Origin of the sequence: Acinetobacter lactucae, assembly GCF_001605885.1 — a bacterium.
Classification (GTDB): domain Bacteria; phylum Pseudomonadota; class Gammaproteobacteria; order Pseudomonadales; family Moraxellaceae; genus Acinetobacter; species Acinetobacter lactucae.
Genome location: NZ_LRPE01000011.1, coordinates 33,257 through 52,939 on the forward strand (window position 1 = coordinate 33,257; position 19,683 = coordinate 52,939).

Genomic DNA, 19,683 nt, shown 5'->3' on the forward strand with positions numbered 1-19,683 from the left:
TAAAACCAAACAAGGCAGACATAACAACCATGCCTTGTTTAAAACAAAAAAATGTTATTTCAGGAAGAAATGCTATGTCGAAATTATGGATGTACTCTACCCTCATGCTCTCTGGTTCAGTGTGGGCTGGCAATTTTATTGACAACAGTTCAGTAGAACTCACCACACGAAATTTCTATTTTGACCGCGACTACCAAGAGCAATCTGCTTACCCTGCTGCCAAGGACTGGACACAAGGTTTTATTCTCAAAGCCAATTCAGGTTATACCGAAGGGACTGTCGGTTTTGGGCTGGATGTACTTGCGACGGCGGGGTTTAAACTCGATGCCGACGCAGAGCATGGCGGTACAGGAAACTTACCTAGAGACACGCGTACCAATGAACCTGCTGACTCTTATGGGGAAATTGGGGTCACAGCAAAAGCGAAAATGAGCCAGACTGAGCTACGTATTGGTACGCTCATGCCGATGAACCCAGTTTTAGTGGCTTCACCTGCTCGTTTGCTTCCTCAAACCTATCGAGGCATTTCACTGACCAGTAAAGATATTAAAGATTTTGATTTACAGGCAGCCTACCTCGATAAAGTGAATCATCGTGATTCGACCAACTATGAAAAAATTAAAATTTCAGGGGTGAATGGACGATTTAAAAGTGCCGAAACTGATGGACTCTATTATTTAGGTGGAAACTATCAGTTTAATCCTGCACTCAAGCTCACCGCTTTTTATATGGATGTTGATGACCTTTATAACCAAACCATGGTCGGCGCACTACATCAACACAAAATTAATGACACTACTAACTTTAGCTCTCAATTACGTTACTACCGTAGCCGAGATGACGGACAAGCAAAAGCAGGCTTAGTCGATAATGATCTTTATCATGCGCATTTCGAACTCAAGCATCAAAACCATAAATTTATTTTTGGGACTTTCCAACATCACGGCGACACTGCCTTTCCATATTTGACTGGCGGTGAAACCGGACTTCTTATTGATACATGGCCAGGTGAGTTTTTAAACCCGAAAGAGAAAGCCTATAGCTTCCGTTATGAATATGACTTTAAAGATTATGTACCGGGTTTACGTTTTATGACTCGTTACACCACAGGTCACAATATTTATGCACCCAACTTAGGCGGAACCAATTTAAAAGAACGCGAAACAGACTTTGATTTAGGCTACACCGTTCAAAGTGGCTGGTTAAAAAATCTAGGGCTACGCGCGCGTTATGCCATCTATGACAACAACATGCTCTCTACAGCCAACATCAAGCCTGTAAACGAAACCCGCATCAACATTGACTACACATGGAAATTTAAATAATTCAAAACCAGAGGTTCTGTCACACATAGAACCTCTTTTTATTTCGGGAAATTCATCATGAAGAAAGTTGTAACGCTACTCTGCGGAATTAGTCTCATTGGCCTGACTCATGCCGAAACGCAATATAACCCACCACCTATTCAGCTTGAGCCTTTAGCAAAATTTAGTGTTGATTTAAATGCGCCTGTTTGGGAATTAGGCACAACCAGTGATGCTGGTAAGCGCCGAATTATTCCGATTACAGGTGGGACATTTGAAGGGAAATCACTTAAAGGCCGCATTTTAAATAATGGCGCAGATTGGCAAATTGTCGACAGTAAAGGACTAGCCATTATTGATACGCGATATCTGTTAGAAACCGATGACGGTGCACTTATTTATCTTCAAACCAAAGGTTACAGACATGGCTCGGCCGAAACGTTAAAACAGCTTGCCCAAGGCAAAGATGTTGATCCGAAAAATTACTATTTCAAAATTACCATGCAGTTTGAAACCAGCTCACCTAAATATTCATGGCTTAACCAAACAGTTGCAGTAGGTAGTGCAATGCGTTTGGGCAAAGCTGTTATTTATGATGCCTATACCCTGAAATAATAATTTTTATAACACTTACAAAAAGGATGGAGCCTTCATTATGGATCAAAAAGCTTTAGAACACTTACCACCTATCCATCACCATTTGGGTGGACACAATATTCATTGGAATAAAGAAAATACTGAGCTCACCATCCACTACACAGCGCTAGAAAGCTTTACCAATCCACGCGGCACAGTTGAAGGCGGTATGATCTGCGCCATGCTTGACGATGTGATGGGACTTTTTGCATTTCTTGCGAATGGCCGTAAACCTGCCACCACCATCAACTTAACCATGGACTTTTTAAGACCCTGTGCTGTGGGTGAAGTCATTACAAAATGCCGATTCATTAAACAAGGCAAAACCGTACTGAATCTCGAAAGTGAAGCTTGGCAAAACAACAAAATGATTGCACGAAGCACAGCTAATTTCTTGATTTTAGATTAATTGCGACCATTCATTCAATAAGGATATGAATAAATGAATTACACCAACAATAAACGAATTTTGACCTACTCAACTTTAGTACTGGCCATGCTTGGTTCTTTGGCAGGCTGTGGAAGTGATAATGATGACACAACGGTTCCGTCAACAACCAAACCACCGCAGTTATCTCCTGCTGTTGGCGTAAAAATGACAGGAAGCTGTTCAGACTTACTCGGTTTTCAATACAACAATACCGTTATTAGCTCAGCTACCCTTCAAGAAGCAGGTACTTTGACTGTGGCCAACGAACCGATTGGCGCTCATTGTTTAGTCAAAGGTTATATGGACCAACGTGTAAGTCCTGTCGATGGACAAACCTATCAAATTGGTTTTGAAATGCGCTTACCAATAGACTGGAATGGTCGTTTTCTCTATCAAGGCAATGGCGGAACCGATGGTAATTTAGTCCCTGCAACAGGTCAGGTTGGTAGCGGTGGACCACTGACCAATGCCCTGCATGATGGTTTTGCGGTTATTTCTTCCGACGCTGGACATAACGCTTCACAAAATCCAATGTTTGGTTTAGACCCTCAAGCCAGAATTAACTACGGCTATGGCGCAATCACCAAACTCACGCCTATGGCAAAAAATCTAATTAAAACAGCATATGGTAAATTGCCAGACCGTTCCTATGCAGGTGGCACATCGAACGGTGGCCGTCATGCCATGATTGCTGCAACCCGTTTGGGTGATCAATATGATGGAATTTTGGCAAGCACACCGGGTTTTCACTTACCTCGTGCAGCAGCGGCGCAACTCTACACAGCACAGCAGCTTCGTCGTGTCGCAACAGATGAAAATGATTTAAGTACCGCTCTTACTCTTTCGGAACGTAAAGTATTAGCAAAAGCGATTTTAGATCGATGCGATGCTCTAGACGGTGTTGCAGATGGCTTAGTTCAAGACGTCGAGGCTTGCCGTACTGCTTTTGATATTCACAAAGATGTACCGGTTTGCTCAAGCACAAGAGATGGTACTTGTTTAAGTACCGAACAAATTGATGTATTAGCCAATATTTACCGCGGCCCTGTAAACTCGGCTGGACAAGCGCTCTATGCAACCCAGCCTTTCGACCCCGGTTTAGTGGGAAGCAACTGGGCAAGCTGGAAATTTGAATCTTCTGTGGGAACAGCGCGTGACCCAGTTGCAGTCGGCATTCTTTTTCAGGTTCCACCAGACCCAACTGTGACTCAAAACTCTAGACAATTTGCCTTTAATTTTAACTTCGATACCGACTATCCAAAACTCTCGGCAACCAATGATGTGTATACCGAAAGTTCCATGTCATTCATGATGCCATCCGATGAATTGAATCTAGATAAACTCCGTAATCACGGTGGAAAAATGATTGTGGTACAAGGCACAGCAGATGGCGTTTTCTCTGTAGATGACACTCAAAATTGGTACGATCAACTGCTACAACACTATAAAAATGATGCAAAAGGTACAGCGCCTGAATTTGCACGTTTCTTTAGAGTTCCAGGCATGAACCATACCCGTGATGGCATTGCGACCGACCAATTTGACGCATTGACTGCTTTAGTCAACTGGGTGGAATATGGCCAAGCACCTGACAAAATCATTGCAACCGCACGCGGCGCAGGTAATCTAAGTGGTCAAATTAATACTGAGCTTCCACAAGACTGGGCGCCAGACCGTACCCGTCCACTTTGCCCTTACCCATTGATTGCTCGTTACAATGGTCAAGGTGATAGCGAAAAAGCTGAAAACTTTAGCTGTAAATAACACACCCAATAAAATTAAAAGAGAGCTTAAATAAGCTCTCTTTTTTATCTTAGTCTTAGCTCAAGCTTTACTGCTTAAACTTTTTAATACTTTTAGACAAATGAGCACGCATCATTTGTCGAGCCAACAAACCATCCTGATCGACAATTGCGTTATAAATATTGACATGATCATGGTGAACCGCTTTTAAATATTCTTCACGGTTTTCGGGACTTTGCTCAATAGATTTTAAACGCGCACGCGGAATGATTTTTTCACCCAGATACTTTAAAAAATCAACGAAATATTGATTTTCAGAAGCTTCAGCAATGGCAATATGGAAATCATAATCAGCTTTTACTGTGCCATCATTTGCATCTGATGAAATATGACGTTCAAAGTCTTCAAGTGCAGCTTTCATTTTATCAATATGAATTTGCTTACGGCGCTCAGAGGCTAAAAAGACAGCTTCCGACTCAAGGCTAATCCGAAGCTCAAGTAAAGAAACAATATCGTTAATGGTTTCTAAACTGGCATTAGACAGCAAAAAATTTTGTTCAACCGTCTGCTCTTTTACAAAAGTACCAATCCCGTGACGAGTCTCGACAAACCCTAAAGAACGCAACTCAGTGATTGCTTCACGAATAACAGAACGGCTTACTTCAAAAGTTTCAATTAATTCAAGTTCGGTCGGAATTTTCTCTCCGACTTGGAAGTCTCCAGACTGAATTTTTTCGATCAGTTGTTCTACAATAATCTGGCTTAGTTTTTTTGTTGATCTAGGTTTAATTGCACTAGACATAATCTGAAGAACTCATGAAATGTTGAAAAAATTAGAAAATTCATTTTACTATAAACTTAGACGATAGTCATATTCGGTTTTTATACCTCTAAGTTATTAAAATCAAAAAATTTTATCTCCCTTATCAAACCCTCACACATATTTAAAAAAGTAAGCAACTTATGCTTCTGTTAATATTTAATAATGCGTTGAATAAGTTAAAAAATATGCAGCTCAATAGCGTTGATTGAGCTGCACAACTTTTAAATTTGAGCCTGACTTAACTGTCCATTAACCAGACGAGTAATCTGTAGTGGATTACTATCTTTTAATGCATCGGGTAATAAAACTTGTGGTGTATTTTGGAAACATACCGGACGCAAGAAGCGCTCAATTGCTCCCGTACCTACCGAAGTTCCGCGTGCATCACTAGTTGCAGGGAAAGGACCACCATGTACCATGGCATCAGACACTTCAACTCCAGTCGGGAAGCCATTAAACAATACACGGCCAGCTTTACCGGTTAGCAAATGGAGAAGCTCGCCTGCTTCGGACAACTCATTTTCATCACCAATAATGGTTGCCGTAAGCTGTCCACCTAAAGCCTCAATTCCTTTTAACAAAGTCGCTTCATCCTCTACGCCAATCACAATCGACATTGGTCCGAAAACTTCATGTTGTAGTTTTGGGTTGCCTGACAGTAAAACAGATTGGTCCGCTTTAAATAGATGTGCTTTTGCTTGAGAAACTAGCTCGGCCTCTTGACCTGTCGCAATAACTTCAAAACCAGCTTCACTGTTTAGAGCATCAATACCTTGACGGTAGCTTTTTAAAGTTCCTTCATTCAGCATGACCTGAGGCACAGCTTTTTGCGTGCTTTCAGCTAAAGCTGCTACGAAACTGTCAAATTCAGGACCTTGTACGCCTAAAATTAACCCGGGTTTTGTACAGAACTGACCACATCCCATATTAAATGAGGCAACCGTATCCTGAGCGATTTGTTCACCACGAGAACTCAGCGCTTGAGATAAAACTACTACAGGGTTCACACTCGACATTTCAGCAAAGAATGGAATTGGCTGAGGACGGCTCTGCGCAAGGTTATAAAGCGCCATTCCACCTTCAAGAGAACCTGTAAATCCAGCTGCTTGAATGAGTGGATGTTCCACCAAGTTTGCGCCAATACGTCCGCCAAAAATCATATTGAATGTGCCTTTAGGCATATCACAAACTTCAATTGCTTTTTCAATGGCTTCTGCAACAAGCTCGGCAGTTGCCATATGGCCAGAGTGTGCTTTAAAAACAACCGGACACCCTGCTGCTAAAGCAGCTACTGTATCACCGCCCGCAGTTGAAAATGCAAGTGGGAAATTACTCGCGCCAAACACAGCAACCGGTCCTACCCCAACTTTATATTGACGCAAATCAACACGTGGCAAAGGCTTACGTTCTGGCAATGCCACATCAATACGAGCACCATAAAAATCGCCACGACGTAAAAGTTCAGCAAACAGTCGTAGCTGACCAGTAACACGGCCTGTCTCTCCTTGAAGACGAGCAAGTGGCAAGCCTGTTTCAAGTGAAGCGACTTCTTGCAGGTTCGCACCTAATGCTTCAATTTGGCGAGCAATCTCTTCAAGAAAAGAAGCTCGTTGCTCTTGAGAAGTTTGGCTATAAACTAAAAAAGCGTTATGCGCAGCTTGAGCAGCTTGATCTACTTCTTCAAGAGTCGCCTGACTAAATACATAACCTGTTGGCTGATAGTCTTTTGCAGCTACACTTTCTAGGGCTGGCGCATTTGCAGCAACGCGTTGACCATTAATAAACTGCCGACCGTTATTTTTACTCATTTTAAAGCTCCAATATCTAAACAGTTAAAATTATTGCGGACCAAGTGTCGCAATGAGGGCAGCCAAATCTTCATAGTCTGCTTGAGTTAAATCACTTAATGGTGGACGTACTGGACCAGCATCGTGCCCAACAATTTTGGCACCTGCTTTAATCATGCTTACTGCATAACCAGATTTACGGTCGCGAATTTTAATCAGTGGCAAGAAGAAATCTTTAATCAAACGATTGGTTGTTTCAAAGTCATCACTACGAAGCGCGTTATAAAACTCCATTGCAGTCTTTGGAATAAAGTTAAATACAGCTGATGAATAAACTGGGCAACCTAAGGCTTTATATGGCGCTGCAAAAACTTCTGCTGTTGGTAAACCACCTAAATACGACAAACGATCACCCATAGTCTGAGTCACTGCCGTCATCATATCGATTTGACCAGAGCTGTCTTTAAAGCCGATTAAGTTCGGGCACATCTCGGCTAACTTTTGGATTGAATCGAGATTTAATCTTGAAACGCTACGGTTATAAAAAATTACGCCAAAGTCTACTGAATTACAGACTTGCTTAACGTGTTCAATTAAACCTTCTTGGCTTGCTTCAGTTAAGTAATGCGGCATTAACAAAATACCGTGTGCACCTAAGCGCTCTGCTTCTTTTGCCTGTTCAATCGCCTGACGTGTCGGACCACCTGCCCCAGCAATAATCGGTACACTACCTTTACAAGTATCGACCGCAGTTTTAATCACATCAGAGTATTCACTTCCAGTTAACGAGAAAAACTCGCCTGTACCACCCGCAGCAAATAATGCGCTTGCACCATAAGGCGCTAACCATTCAAGACGTTTTGCATAAGAAGATTTATTAAAGTCCCCATTTTGGTCAAAGTCAGTAACCGGAAAAGAAAGAAGGCCATCAGAAACAATGTTTTTTAACTCAAGAGCATCCATTAGAAAATATCCATACATGTTTATGTTGTCAGACATCTTACATCATAAATTTTATTTTAATCAATATATTTTTCCTCTGAAAAATTAAATTTTTTAAAAAGATCAAAGTTCATTATAAAAAATAATTTAACCTATTTTTTTATAAAATATATTTTAAAATTCTTAATTTTGAGGCTAATCGTTAGACATAAAAAAAGCTGCCCATATGGACAGCAAAGTATTAAGAAAACTCAAAAAGCGAATTTTTCAAAAATATCGGTAAAATATCAACGAACCAAACACGGCTTTTTATTATTAAACGACCAATTTGGTATTAAAAATTGCATTGCATCAGCATCATTACGAGCCCCTAAACCTTTTAATTTATAGAGTTCATGGGCTTGATTAATTCGATCCCAGTCCAGCTCAACCCCAAGTCCCGGTGCGGTTGGCACCTGAATTTTACCGTCTTTAATTTCAAGCGGCGCTTTCGTTAGCTGATCTGTACCTTCTTGCCAAATCCAGTGTGTATCAATTGCCGTAACCTTACCTACGGCAGCGGCTGCAACGTGGGTAAACATCGCAAGTGAAATATCAAAGTGATTATTAGAATGCGAACCCCACGTTAAATTGTACATATTGCAGAGCTGCGATACTCGAACCGAACCTTCCAATGTCCAGAAATGTGGATCAGCCAAAGGAATATCAACAGCTTGCAATTGAATACTATGCGACATTTCTCTCCAGTCCGTAGCAATCATATTGGTCGCCGTAGGTAAACCTGTTGCACGTTTAAACTCGGCCATAATTTCACGGCTTGAATAACCTTGTTCTGCACCGCATGGGTCTTCTGCATAGGCCAACACCCCTTTAAGATGTTTGCCTAAAGCAATGGCTTCGTCTAAAAACCATGCACCATTAGGATCAAGCGTCACACGTGCTTCTGGAAAACGGCGCGCAATAGCTGTAACAGCTTCAGCTTCTTGTTCGCCCTGTAATACACCACCTTTTAATTTAAAGTCTTTAAAACCATAACGGTCATAAGATGCTTCTGCTAAACGCTGCACCGACTCTGGTGTTAATGCTTTTTCATGGCGAACTTTATACCAATCATGGTGATGTTGAGGTGTTGTTGCATAGTCTAATGAAGTCTGTTTTCGGTCACCGATAAAGAACAAATATCCTAAAACTTCAACTTCACTACGTTGCTGACCTTCACCAAGCAAACTTGCGACATTCACATTTAAATGCTTACCGAGCAAATCAAGTAATGCTGACTCATAAGCCGTTACAACATGAATTGTGGTCCGTAAATCAAAGGTTTGATTGCCTCGGCCACCGCTGTCACGATCAGCAAAAGTTTGTTGAATTTTCTTGAGTAGATTTTTATATTCGCCAATCGGCTGCCCTTCTACCAAGGCTTTAGCATCATTTAATGTCGCTAAAATTTTTTCTCCACCCGGAATTTCACCTACACCAATATTTCCAGAATTATCTTCGATAATGAGTATGTTACGAGTGAAATAAGGTCCATGGGCACCACTCAAATTGAGCAGCATACTGTCATGTCCAGCAACAGGAATTGCTCGAATTGATTTAACGATAGGTGTAGAGGTCGCCATTAAAATACTCCTTGGCATTCTGATACTATTTTTTCATCTCCAAAACTTATAAGACATCAGACAACTTGTCAATATAAAGCCGTATAAAAATTATTTTTCGACCCTACTTGCCAAAATAATATTTTTAATCATATGATGTCATACATCTAAAGGCGCGGTTTTAGAATTAGGACTATAGAGTAGAGACAAAATTCCGTTTTCTCATCTATTCTATCGATGAATTTGACATGACGTCACCTATTTCACGGATATGCAAATAGGTCGATTATTAAAAGAGTTTGTATATGGATAATCTGCAAACAAATATTGCTGTAGTAACTCAGCAAAGAGCCAAACATACAAAAACTCGCTACTACATTCTTGCGATGATTTTTTTGGTCACGGCTTTTAATTACGGTGATCGTGCAACCCTTTCAATGGCTGCAACGCCAATGTCTCATGAGCTGGGAATCGACTCAGTCACCATGGGTTATATTTTCTCGGCCTTTGCATGGGCTTATGTAATTGGTCAAATACCAGGTGGTTGGCTACTCGATAAGTTCGGTGCTCGCCGTGTATATTTCTGGAGTCTGTTTTTATGGTCGTTATTCACTGTTTTAATCGGTTTTACCGACATTTTAGGTGATACTGCGACCATCATTACTTCACTCTTTGTACTAAGATTTTTAGTGGGTTTGTCTGAGTCACCTGCTTTTCCAGGTAATAGTAAAATTGCTGCTGCATGGTTTCCAACCAAAGAACGTGGAACCGCCGCTGCCATTTTTAACTCATCTTCTTATTTCTCAACCGTACTTTTTGCTCCCCTAATGGGCTGGCTGGTTGCAACTGTCCACTGGCAGTCTATTTTCTGGGTCATGGGTGGTCTTGGAATCATTCTTTCCTTTATCTGGCTCAAGGTCATTTATAGCCCGACCAATCATCCAACAGTAAATCCTGAAGAAGTAAAATATATTGCTTCAGAAGGTGCTTTACTCGACATGGGTGAAAATAGCCAAAATAATAAAAAAGAGAAAATTACTTGGAGTAAAGTTAAGCAACTGCTTGCTTCACGTATGATGCTCGGTATTTTTATTGGGCAATATTGTGTAAATACACTGACCTATTTTTTCTTGACTTGGTTCCCTGTTTACCTTGTGAAAGAAAGACATCTCAGCATTTTAGAAGCGGGTTTTGCAGCAGTTGCACCAGCACTCTGTGGCTTTGTAGGCGGAATTTTAGGTGGCTTGATTTCAGATAAGTTAATTCGAATGAATTACAGCTTAAGCTTTTCAAGAAAGCTCCCAATCGTGGTCGGATTCTTGGTTTCAACCTCAATCATTATGTGTAATTACGTCGATTCCCAAGCAGCAATCGTATTCTTTATGTCTTTATCTTTCTTTGGGAAAGGCATCGGCTCTTTAGGTTGGGCAGTCATGTCTGATGTTGCACCAAAAGAAATGGTGGGTTTATCAGGCGGAATGATGAATGCGTTTGGTAATACGGCAGGAATCGTGACCCCAATTGTGATCGGCTATATCTTGGCAAGTACTGGTTCTTTCAACCTTGCATTGACTTATGTCGGTGTGCATGCGATTGCAGCAGTGATTTGCTATACCGCTATTGTAGGCAAAATCCAGCGCTTCGAGTTAAAACCTACCTCTTAAAACTTTAAGTCATAACGCTTAAACAAATTAAGCGTTATGACCTCTCTTCAAATGTATACAAGGAACGATCATGCTGAAGCCTCTTCTTATAAAAATTAGTCCTCTTGATAATGTAGCCATTGTAGTGAATGACGGCGGTTTACCAGCCTCTACACCTATTGAAGAATACCAACTCATCTTGGTTGATCATGTGCCACAAGGACATAAAGTTTTATTAGAGTCATTAAAGCAAGGTGAAGCCATTGTTCGTTATGGGGAAATTATTGGCTATGCCAATAAAGATTTACCTTCGGGTTCATGGGTAAATGAAGCCGTTACCCAAATGCCTGAGGCACCTGAGCTAGATGATCTTGAGTTAGCAACTCGTCCTGATCCAAAGCTTCCAGCCTTGAGCGGCTATACATTTAAAGGTTATAAAAATAAAGATGGCAGCGTCGGCACAAAGAATATTTTAGGTATTACGACCAGTGTTAACTGTGTAGAAGGTATTGTCGATTATGTCGTTAAAATTATTGAACGTGATTTACTTCCTAAATATCCAAATGTAGATGGTGTAGTCGGATTAAACCATTTATATGGCTGCGGTGTGGCAATCGATGCACCCGCTGCAATTGTTCCTATTCGTACAATTCATAATCTTGCACTCAACCCTAATTTTGGTGGAGAAATTATGATGGTGAGTCTGGGCTGCGAAAAAATGCAACCCGAACGACTTTTAAATATTCCTAAAGAAAACAAATATATTCCCCTAGCAAACGAAGATATTATTCAGTTGCAAGATGAACGTCATAACGGTTTTGAAAGTATGGTCAACCATATTTTAACCGTGGCAGAACAACACCTTGAAAAGCTTAATCAACGTACTCGAGAAGAAGTTCCAGCTTCTAATTTAGTTGTAGGTATGCAATGTGGTGGGAGTGATGCATTTTCCGGAGTCACCTCTAACCCTGCCGTTGGTTTCGCAGCTGACTTGATTGTGCAATGTGGCGGTACAGTCATGTTCTCTGAGGTTACGGAAGTCCGTGATGGTATTCACTTACTTACTCCACGTGCAGCAAATGAACAAGTTGCCAAAGACCTAATTCGGGAAATGAAATGGTACGACGACTATTTAGCAGCAGGCCAAGTCGACCGAAGTGCCAATACTACACCAGGTAATAAAAAAGGTGGGCTGAATAACATTGTAGAAAAAGCGATGGGATCGATCGCAAAATCGGGTCGCTCACCGATTGTAGAAGTTCTCGCACCAGGTCAAAGACCGACAAAAAAAGGATTAATTTTTGCGGCAACACCTTCGAGTGACTTTATCTGTGGTACGCAGCAAATGGCATCTGGTATTACCGTTCAAGTCTTTACCACAGGCCGCGGTACACCTTATGGGCTGGCAGCAGTGCCGGTCATTAAAATGGCAAGCCGAAACAATATTGCAAACCGTTGGTATGACCTGATCGATATAAGTGCTGGCGATATTGCCATTGGGAAGAAAACTATTGAAGAAGTGGGCTGGGAACTTTTTGAACTGATTTTACAAGTGGCTAGTGGTGAAAAACAAACGTGGTCGGACCGTTGGGGTATTCATAACTCACTCGCTGTATTTAACCCTGCACCCGTGACCTAACAAAGTTTAAAAGATGAGGCATACCGCCTCATCTTTTTCACATTTCCCATATTAATTACGACACATTTCACCAAAACTTAACATCGCTGCTAAAATAACATCGAAAATTAAGAACTCTATTTCTCTATGCAAAATCAGACTGCTCTAAACCTCCCCTCAACTCAACTTGGAAAAGCATTGCTTTGTCTTATGACATCGGCATTATTATTTTCCATTATGGGAGTGTGCATTCGTTTTGCTTCGCAAACCGTAGACAATGCGACTGTCGTGTTTTTTAGAAATGCAGTGGGTTTATTTATTTTTATTCCGATGCTGTTTAAACAGGGTCTAGACTTTATTAAAACCGATAAACTCTGGATGCATACGTGGCGGAGCCTAGTTGGGCTTGCCGCAATGTATGGTTTTTTCTATGCTATTGCAAACTTAAAGCTATCAAATGCCATGGTTTTCAGTTATTCATCTCCTATCTTTATTCCACTGATTGCATGGCTTTTCTTAAAAGAAAAAATTACCAAATCGATGATTTTTGCCGCAGTTATTGGGCTCATTGGAGTTTTATTTGTCGCTAAACCCGACCAAGGTTTATTTAACGCATTATCTTTTATTGGCTTGGGTGCATGCTTTTTATCAGCAATGGCCTTTGTCACCGTAAGAGCTTTAACCAGTACAGAGCCACCTGAACGTATCGTTTTTTATTTCTGTATTTTTGGTAGTTTAATTTCCTCTATTCCAATGTTCTGGCATTGGCGTATTTTCACTTGGCATGAACTGGCATTGCTGATTGCCGCAGGACTTTTAGCTAATATTAGTCAACTATTTATGTCTTATGCTTATAGCTTAGCGCCAGCAGGACAAATTGGCCCAATGAATTACATTGCCATTATTTTTGCAGGAATATGGGGATTTGTTTTTTGGCATGAATTACCAGATTTATTCAGCATTATCGGCATATTTATTATTTTATTTGCGATTTTGCTCTGTAATCCATTTTTGCAGAAAAAGTTACTCTCTCGATTTAAATAGCGACACTCCCTATTCTAATTTAGATACTGTATTCGATACTCATTTGGTGAAATGCCTGTCCAGTGACGATAAGCTTTTCTAAAATTAGAAGTATCCGAAAAGCCAATTCTCTCGGCAATTTCATCTATGGTTAAAGTCGTCTCTCGTAAATACTCATCGGCAAGACGGCGCCGAGTCTCATCTAATAACTCTTGATAGGTTAAATCAAAACCTGCCAAGCGCCGATGTAAGGTCCGCTTTGACATATGTAAACGTTCAGCCATTTCTTGGGCCGATGGAAAAAGCCCTGTTCCATCCAATAGTATTAAACGAATCGTTTTCACCAACTCAGGCTCCTCAAGTTCAGTAGCACCTAGCATCCGCTCACAAAACGACTTACACATATCAGCGGTAATCGGGTTGGCATTTGGACAAGGTACATCAAGCCACTTTAAATCAAAGTGCCATTGCATCACCCCAGCATTAAACTGAACAGGACAATGAAAGACTTTTTCATATTCTTCTGCATAGTCAGGCGCTGGATAGGGCAACAAAAGCTTCTTGGCTTGAAATGGTCCTTCAAGCACACGTTCAATTAAGGTTTGCATGGAGCTAAACCAAAACTCGCACACTAAAGGCAGAAGCTTACCAAGTGCAATAATGTCCTGCCCTTCAAAAATCGCAGCATCATCTCGAATATAAAATGACTTCTTTAAAATAGGCCCTGCAAGCTTAATGTGTCGAATGCCAAGCTCGACTGCTTGTCTAAAATTACGTGAGGAATATAACGCATAGCCATACACTCCAAAATCTGACAATCGCTGCTTTTGTCCTGCGCGCAGACCAATGAGTGGATCATGTGATAGCTTTTGAATATTTTGAAATAACTGAATTTTTTGGACTTGAGAAATATATAAAGAGGATTGATTCATCGTATCTGGTGAAATATTTGTGCCAGAGAGAACTTCTGATATTGAATGGCCTTGCGAACCCATTTCATCAAATAAACTGGTCAAACCTAGCAAATATGTATTGGCACCTAAGGATGTATTATCATAATTTCCTTCGATAATAGCATTTGTATCTTTATAAACATTATTAGGCATTTAACTCACACCATCCCTAGAGTGACGTGCATAATGGCACTAAACTACCTCTTGTTGTCTCAATTTAACATCGACCATACGACGCTTCAAGCATAAAGTATGATAAGCAAAAGTATGGAAGGAATAATAATGGAACAGTCCACCTTAAAAGAATATAGCGGCTCTGCCACTGAACATATGGAACTTATTTTTTCCAAACAACGTGCCAATTTTGAGGCAGATCCTTACCCAAGCCTTGAAGCACGCCGCACAAAACTGCATCAACTTAAAAAACAAATTATCCGTTATCAAGATGCTTTAGCTGCTGCGATTAATTCCGATTTTAGTTCAAGATCACTTGATGAATCTAAATTACTAGATTTGCTTGGCTCTGTGTTGGAGGCTGATCATGCAATTCATCATTTACGCCGCTGGATGCGCCCAAGTAAACGCCGTACCGAGCTTTTATTTTTATCAAACCGTTTAAGTGTGCAATATCAACCTAAAGGCGTGGTGGGTGTGATTGTTCCTTGGAATTTCCCAGTTTATTTAGCACTTGGCCCACTCATTGCCGCATTAGCTGCAGGCAACCGAGTCATGATTAAGCTGCCTGAAATTACCCCGAATACCAATGCGATGCTTCGACGCATGCTTGCTGAAGTCTTTAATGAAGATGAAGTGGCTGTGTTTGGTGAAGAAATTACAGATCCAGCTAGATTTACCACTTTGCCATTTAACCATATTGTATTTACAGGTTCTCCTGCGATTGGCAAGGTCGTTATGCGAGCAGCGGCTGAAAATCTAACACCTGTTACACTCGAATTAGGTGGGAAATCACCTGCAATTGTAAGCCGCAACTACCCGCTTACCGATGCTGCAAAACGTATTACGCATGGTAAAGCAACAAATAGTGGGCAAATCTGTGTAGCACCTGACTATGCGTTGGTTCCAAAAGAAAGTATTGATGAATTTGTGGATGCAGCAAAATCAAGCTTTATAAAAATGTTTGGTCAGAACATCACAAACAATGAAAATTACACATCCATTGTGAATGACCGTCATTTAAAACGTATTCAAGATATTTTGACTGATGCACAAGAGAAAGGTGCCCGCATTATTCCTTGCGATACTTATAGTTTCGACCAACAAGGTCGCAGAATGCCTGTACAGATTGTGCTGAATTGCACGCCAGATATGCGCATAATGAAAGAAGAACTCTTTGGCCCTATTTTACCAGTGGTGGCTTATGACTCTTTAGATGATGCAATCACCTATGTGAAATCGGACGAACGACCTTTAGCACTTTATTGCTTTACGCATAGCTCAGTAGAACGCGACCGAATTTTACGTGAAACTCATTCGGGGGGCGTGACCATCAATGACTGGGGCTGGCATGTAGTTAACCATGATGCTCCTTTTGGTGGTATCGGCAACTCAGGTATGGGGTCATATCATGGTGAAGAAGGTTTCCGTGAACTTTCTCATGCAAAAACTGTATTTATTCGCCATAGGTTCTTCCCAACTCAGCTTTTCCACCCTCCTTATGGGACATTTCTGCAAAAGCTAGCGATTCGCTTCTTCTTAAAAAAAGGTGATCCTAATATTAAGTAACCATTATAGAAAAAGCCTCGTAATGAGGCTTTTTTTTTGGATTTTAATTGATCACTGGTTTTTTAAAAGAATAATAAAAATCCAAGCCATACAACTTCACCCAAACAATGGCAAATCACTGCACAACTATCTGTTTTATAATTAAAAAAAATAGACCACAGCTATTAATTTTTAAAATTCATTTAATAAATTCTATTGTATACCCATCAATCTTTTTTTGGTCATTTTCAAAAAGTTTCAATTTAATCAATCCGCTAGTAATATTTCCTTTAACAGAATATGTATAGTAATAATAGCTTTGCTCACCACCATCACCTCCAAAATATTTCCCAGCCTTACGTAAATTATATTGTGTTATATCACCATATTTATTACGTAGTTCTATATCTTGCTTAAAGACTTGATCAATATAGATTTCATTATTTTTAGAAAGCCTATTTGCTATATAGTTTGTTATCAACATAAGTGGTGCTAATAAAGCTATTATTATCAGTATTTTTTTCATATTAAATTTCATTATTACGTACCATAAAAATTAAAAAACTAACTCTCACAAATGATATTCCACAATTCTTCATTATCAATATAATTTTTTCCTAAATATTCAACCCAAAATTACTACACCTAAGATTAAATAAAAAATTATTTATTTAACTTATTAATATTATTTACGATTATTTTCCCCTCTCTTTCACTTACTAATAGTTTAAAATAAGTATAAAAACTAAAATAAATCACTTGAATGTTTATCCGACAAGCATGATTCCTCATAATCAAGAAAATCCTTCTTATCATCTAAATATTTTTTAACTACAGCATAATTAACCTTTTCAAGTATATTAATTGCATAATAGTGTCTACTTTCAAAGCCTTCCCAACCACATAAATAAGACTCCAAAGTATTTAATATTTTTTCAATACATTTAATATCGTTATTAAAAAATACAATTCTTAATGTTGAATTATTAGATGGCTTTATTAAATCATCAAAATAGAGCGTTTCATCTTCTATTTCAACCTGAATAAGATCATCAAATGCAAGGTTAGGTGCAAAGAAAGGAATACTTCTAACAAAGTATTGATCATGTTTATACATCTCTCCCCAAATAGACTCTCTTGACAACTCATTATTTTGATCTAAATAGTCTATTACAATTTTTTTATTATTCACTATATCGCCTTTTATTTACATATCTGTTTTTTGAAAAATATAAATTTTTAAATATCATTTTTTCCTTATAGATTTAATCATAATACCCTTCTATGAATATTATAATTGCTTCAACTGGTAAAAATGGTTCTTCTTCATAATTTGGTTCATAAAAACCTATCCCAAATTTAAATGAAGTTAGACTATCCCCATCAATAGTAATATCTTTATCTAATGTAGCCATTAGCTTATAAGCTTCTGATGCAGTTAGCTTAGATATCTCTGTACCATTAAAAATAACTTGAGCAGGTTCATAAAATACCAATGCTATAACTTTATCAGCACTATCATAATCTAAACTAACCCCAAGTTCATCATAACCATCAGTAGAGGAGTTTTCCCCAAATACTCTAGGTTCGTACCCAAACATAAGCTTTCTTATTTCTTCTCTTTTCATGCCAAACTTAATTAAACCAGCTCCCACGTATGGGGTTATCTCAAACATTATTCTTTCTCAACTATTTTTAAGTGATTAGTTATTCAACAAGTAGTCTGTATACAATCACATATTATACATATGTCGTTTCGAATTTTGATTGTATATCATCTATCTCTTTAAGTTTTACCTTTCAATCAGTTCCTTCTTTTCAAAATAAAAAAAGCTAGGCTCCTGCCTAGCTTTAAAAAAATTCATTATGTAGTTTAAATATAATCAATCTTTTGAGCTTTTAAAATATCAAGCTGCAACATCTTTTTCTTTTTATATCTATAGGCAATAAACAAACCAATAAACCAGATTGGTGAACACTCAAGTGCAATTAAGGTATCATGATCTAAAGCTAAAATTACAATAGTGAAAACTAAAAACAGCATCGTAAACCATGCCATAAATAATCCACCCGGCATTTTATATTGGGATTGAATATGTAATTCAGGGAATTTTTTACGATAGGAAATATAAGAAAGCACAATCAACATGAATGTAAAAATACATAAAATTGAAGTGAGCGCTGAAATAATTGTAAACGCAGTCATGACGTTTGGAACAATAAATAAAATAGAAGTTCCCACCGTCACACAAGCCATCGAAAATACGAGTCCTCTAATTGGAACCTTATTTTTAGATAACTTACTAAAGCTTTTAGGAGCATCGTTGTCTAATGCTAAACCGTATAACATACGACTGGTCGCAAAGATTCCACTATTTGCAGAAGATAAAGCCGAAGTCGCAACAACAAAGTTGATTAAACCTGCTGCAATTGGTAACCCAACTAAAGTAAACATTTCCACAAATGGGCTCTTTTCTGGTGAAACTTTTGCCCAAGATGTGACCGCAATAATACAAACCAATGCACCTACGTAGAATAATAAAATGCGTAAAGGAATAGAGTTAATCGCTTTTGGAAGTGATTTATGCGGGTCTTTGGTTTCAGCAGCAGTTGTGCCAACAAGTTCAATGCCTACAAATGCAAATATGGCAATTTGGAAGCCTGCCAAGAAACCTGTAACGCCATAAGGAAACATCGACTCTGTTTCAAACAAATGGCTCATTGAAGCCTTAACGCCATTTGGTGAAGTAAACCCAGTACCAATTAAATAAATACCCGCCAGAATAAACAGAATAATTGCAGTAATTTTGATGAGTGAGAACCAAAACTCAAGTTCACCGAACAATCGAACGGCCACAAAATTGAGTATGGTTAAAATTGCTAATGAAGTAAATGCAGGAATCCAGACGGGTAAATCAGGATACCAAAACTGCATGTACCCTCCGATCACGATCACGTCTGCAATAGCAGTAATAATCCAGTTACACCAATAGGACCAACCAAGGAAGAATCCCGCCCACGGACCTAAATAAGCCGTTGCAAAATCTGCGAATGTTTTAAAATTAGTATTCGCCAGCAGCAACTCGCCCATTGCTCGCATTACGAAGAAAAAGAAGAAACCAATAATTAAATAGGTTAAAACAATTGAAGTTCCTGAAATGCTTAATGTTTTACCGGAACCCATAAATAATCCAGTACCAATTGCACCACCGATTGCGATCATCTGAATATGACGATTGGTTAATGAGCGTTGCAATTTCTCTTCTTCTTGCTCAGTCATATGTTGACTACCAAGAAGATCTCCTTCCAGGAATTGCTTTCCGTTATTCTTACTCATGTAATATTTACTCCAATTTATAGCAATCGTTGTAAATGTTTTAATAATAAATAAATTATATGATTATCAATTTAGTCCATTAAATCATGTTAAAAATATTATTAAATCATTTAAAACCTTA

The 19,683-nt window shown here is 39.1% G+C and carries 17 protein-coding genes; 8 read left to right on the forward strand and 9 right to left on the reverse strand.

Annotation, left to right across the window (positions count from 1 at the left end):
* Positions 1–74 precede the first annotated feature (74 nt).
* Genes AWW73_RS05610 through AWW73_RS05625 form a run of 4 tightly spaced genes read left to right on the forward strand, consistent with a single transcriptional unit; the run spans position 75 to position 4,134 of the window.
* On the forward strand, positions 75–1,325 hold the full coding sequence (locus AWW73_RS05610; protein WP_016143262.1) for an OprD family porin: 1,251 nt from the start codon (positions 75–77) through the stop codon (positions 1,323–1,325).
* A 57-nt stretch (positions 1,326–1,382) separates the two neighbouring features.
* Positions 1,383–1,919, forward strand: a complete 537-nt coding sequence (locus AWW73_RS05615; protein ID WP_062849023.1) for a DUF3237 domain-containing protein — start codon at positions 1,383–1,385, stop codon at positions 1,917–1,919.
* Between the two features lie 40 nt (positions 1,920–1,959).
* The gene (locus tag AWW73_RS05620) at positions 1,960–2,349 is read left to right on the forward strand and encodes a PaaI family thioesterase (protein WP_062849024.1); all 390 of its coding nucleotides are present in this window, start codon (positions 1,960–1,962) and stop codon (positions 2,347–2,349) included.
* Between the two features lie 33 nt (positions 2,350–2,382).
* Positions 2,383–4,134 (forward strand): tannase/feruloyl esterase family alpha/beta hydrolase, encoded by a 1,752-nt coding sequence (locus AWW73_RS05625; protein ID WP_062849025.1) that lies wholly within the window; start codon positions 2,383–2,385, stop codon positions 4,132–4,134.
* A gap of 67 nt (positions 4,135–4,201) precedes the next feature.
* Here the strand turns inward: AWW73_RS05625 and AWW73_RS05630 are convergent, their stop codons facing one another.
* From AWW73_RS05630 to gudD, 4 genes are all read right to left on the reverse strand, one after another.
* Positions 4,202–4,915: a FadR/GntR family transcriptional regulator gene (locus tag AWW73_RS05630; RefSeq protein ID WP_005042034.1), complete on the reverse strand. Its 714-nt coding sequence runs from the start codon at positions 4,913–4,915 to the stop codon at positions 4,202–4,204.
* Positions 4,916–5,157: 242 nt separating this feature from the next.
* Positions 5,158–6,744, reverse strand: coding sequence for an aldehyde dehydrogenase (NADP(+)) (locus AWW73_RS05635; protein WP_062849026.1), 1,587 nt, complete (start codon positions 6,742–6,744; stop codon positions 5,158–5,160).
* 30 nt (positions 6,745–6,774) lie between these two features.
* Complete coding sequence (kdgD, locus tag AWW73_RS05640; protein WP_009387806.1) at positions 6,775–7,686, reverse strand: 5-dehydro-4-deoxyglucarate dehydratase; 912 nt, start codon at positions 7,684–7,686, stop codon at positions 6,775–6,777.
* Positions 7,687–7,952: 266 nt separating this feature from the next.
* Positions 7,953–9,287 (reverse strand): glucarate dehydratase, encoded by a 1,335-nt coding sequence (gene gudD, locus AWW73_RS05645; protein WP_062849027.1) that lies wholly within the window; start codon positions 9,285–9,287, stop codon positions 7,953–7,955.
* Positions 9,288–9,571: 284 nt separating this feature from the next.
* Here gudD and AWW73_RS05650 point away from each other — a divergent pair, with 284 nt between their 5' ends.
* The 3 genes from AWW73_RS05650 to AWW73_RS05660 all read left to right on the forward strand — a co-directional run bounded on the left by AWW73_RS05650 (position 9,572) and on the right by AWW73_RS05660 (position 13,571).
* Positions 9,572–10,930, forward strand: coding sequence for an MFS transporter (locus tag AWW73_RS05650; protein WP_016143255.1), 1,359 nt, complete (start codon positions 9,572–9,574; stop codon positions 10,928–10,930).
* Between the two features lie 70 nt (positions 10,931–11,000).
* Complete coding sequence (gene garD, locus AWW73_RS05655) at positions 11,001–12,548, forward strand: galactarate dehydratase (protein WP_062849028.1); 1,548 nt, start codon at positions 11,001–11,003, stop codon at positions 12,546–12,548.
* 126 nt (positions 12,549–12,674) lie between these two features.
* A complete protein-coding gene (locus AWW73_RS05660) occupies positions 12,675–13,571 on the forward strand; it encodes a DMT family transporter (RefSeq protein WP_062849029.1) in 897 nt (298 codons plus the stop codon).
* Between the two features lie 14 nt (positions 13,572–13,585).
* On the opposite strand, the gene AWW73_RS05665 is transcribed toward AWW73_RS05660, so the two are convergent.
* The gene (locus AWW73_RS05665) at positions 13,586–14,656 is read right to left on the reverse strand and encodes an AraC family transcriptional regulator (RefSeq protein ID WP_062849030.1); all 1,071 of its coding nucleotides are present in this window, start codon (positions 14,654–14,656) and stop codon (positions 13,586–13,588) included.
* Positions 14,657–14,785: 129 nt separating this feature from the next.
* On the opposite strand from AWW73_RS05665, the gene AWW73_RS05670 reads away from it, so the two are divergent.
* Complete coding sequence (locus tag AWW73_RS05670; RefSeq protein WP_062849031.1) at positions 14,786–16,246, forward strand: coniferyl aldehyde dehydrogenase; 1,461 nt, start codon at positions 14,786–14,788, stop codon at positions 16,244–16,246.
* Positions 16,247–16,424: 178 nt separating this feature from the next.
* Here the strand turns inward: AWW73_RS05670 and AWW73_RS05675 are convergent, their stop codons facing one another.
* From AWW73_RS05675 to AWW73_RS05690, 4 genes are all read right to left on the reverse strand, one after another.
* Positions 16,425–16,763 (reverse strand): hypothetical protein, encoded by a 339-nt coding sequence (locus AWW73_RS05675; protein ID WP_062849032.1) that lies wholly within the window; start codon positions 16,761–16,763, stop codon positions 16,425–16,427.
* Between the two features lie 207 nt (positions 16,764–16,970).
* Entirely contained in the window at positions 16,971–17,417 is a 447-nt protein-coding gene (locus tag AWW73_RS05680) for a DUF4265 domain-containing protein (RefSeq protein ID WP_062849033.1), read from the reverse strand.
* Positions 17,418–17,490: 73 nt separating this feature from the next.
* Positions 17,491–17,826 carry a hypothetical protein gene (locus AWW73_RS05685; RefSeq protein WP_081409515.1) on the reverse strand — a complete coding sequence of 112 codons (336 nt, stop codon included), beginning with the start codon at positions 17,824–17,826 and terminating at the stop codon, positions 17,491–17,493.
* A 272-nt stretch (positions 17,827–18,098) separates the two neighbouring features.
* Entirely contained in the window at positions 18,099–19,562 is a 1,464-nt protein-coding gene (locus tag AWW73_RS05690; RefSeq protein ID WP_062849035.1) for an amino acid permease, read from the reverse strand.
* Positions 19,563–19,683 lie beyond the last annotated feature (121 nt).

Coding starts and splice junctions, on each gene's coding strand:
- AWW73_RS05610 (WP_016143262.1), top strand. CDS start 75: ATGTCGAAATTATGGATGTACTCTACCCTCATGCTCTCTGGTTCAGTG.
- kdgD (WP_009387806.1), bottom strand. CDS start 7,686: ATGGATGCTCTTGAGTTAAAAAACATTGTTTCTGATGGCCTTCTTTCT.
- garD (WP_062849028.1), top strand. CDS start 11,001: ATGCTGAAGCCTCTTCTTATAAAAATTAGTCCTCTTGATAATGTAGCC.
- AWW73_RS05670 (WP_062849031.1), top strand. CDS start 14,786: ATGGAACAGTCCACCTTAAAAGAATATAGCGGCTCTGCCACTGAACAT.
- AWW73_RS05620 (WP_062849024.1), top strand. CDS start 1,960: ATGGATCAAAAAGCTTTAGAACACTTACCACCTATCCATCACCATTTG.
- gudD (WP_062849027.1), bottom strand. CDS start 9,287: ATGGCGACCTCTACACCTATCGTTAAATCAATTCGAGCAATTCCTGTT.
- AWW73_RS05685 (WP_081409515.1), bottom strand. CDS start 17,826: ATGTTTGGGTACGAACCTAGAGTATTTGGGGAAAACTCCTCTACTGAT.
- AWW73_RS05650 (WP_016143255.1), top strand. CDS start 9,572: ATGGATAATCTGCAAACAAATATTGCTGTAGTAACTCAGCAAAGAGCC.
- AWW73_RS05615 (WP_062849023.1), top strand. CDS start 1,383: ATGAAGAAAGTTGTAACGCTACTCTGCGGAATTAGTCTCATTGGCCTG.
- AWW73_RS05630 (WP_005042034.1), bottom strand. CDS start 4,915: ATGTCTAGTGCAATTAAACCTAGATCAACAAAAAAACTAAGCCAGATT.
- AWW73_RS05660 (WP_062849029.1), top strand. CDS start 12,675: ATGCAAAATCAGACTGCTCTAAACCTCCCCTCAACTCAACTTGGAAAA.
- AWW73_RS05665 (WP_062849030.1), bottom strand. CDS start 14,656: ATGCCTAATAATGTTTATAAAGATACAAATGCTATTATCGAAGGAAAT.
- AWW73_RS05635 (WP_062849026.1), bottom strand. CDS start 6,744: ATGAGTAAAAATAACGGTCGGCAGTTTATTAATGGTCAACGCGTTGCT.
- AWW73_RS05625 (WP_062849025.1), top strand. CDS start 2,383: ATGAATTACACCAACAATAAACGAATTTTGACCTACTCAACTTTAGTA.
- AWW73_RS05675 (WP_062849032.1), bottom strand. CDS start 16,763: ATGAAATTTAATATGAAAAAAATACTGATAATAATAGCTTTATTAGCA.
- AWW73_RS05690 (WP_062849035.1), bottom strand. CDS start 19,562: ATGAGTAAGAATAACGGAAAGCAATTCCTGGAAGGAGATCTTCTTGGT.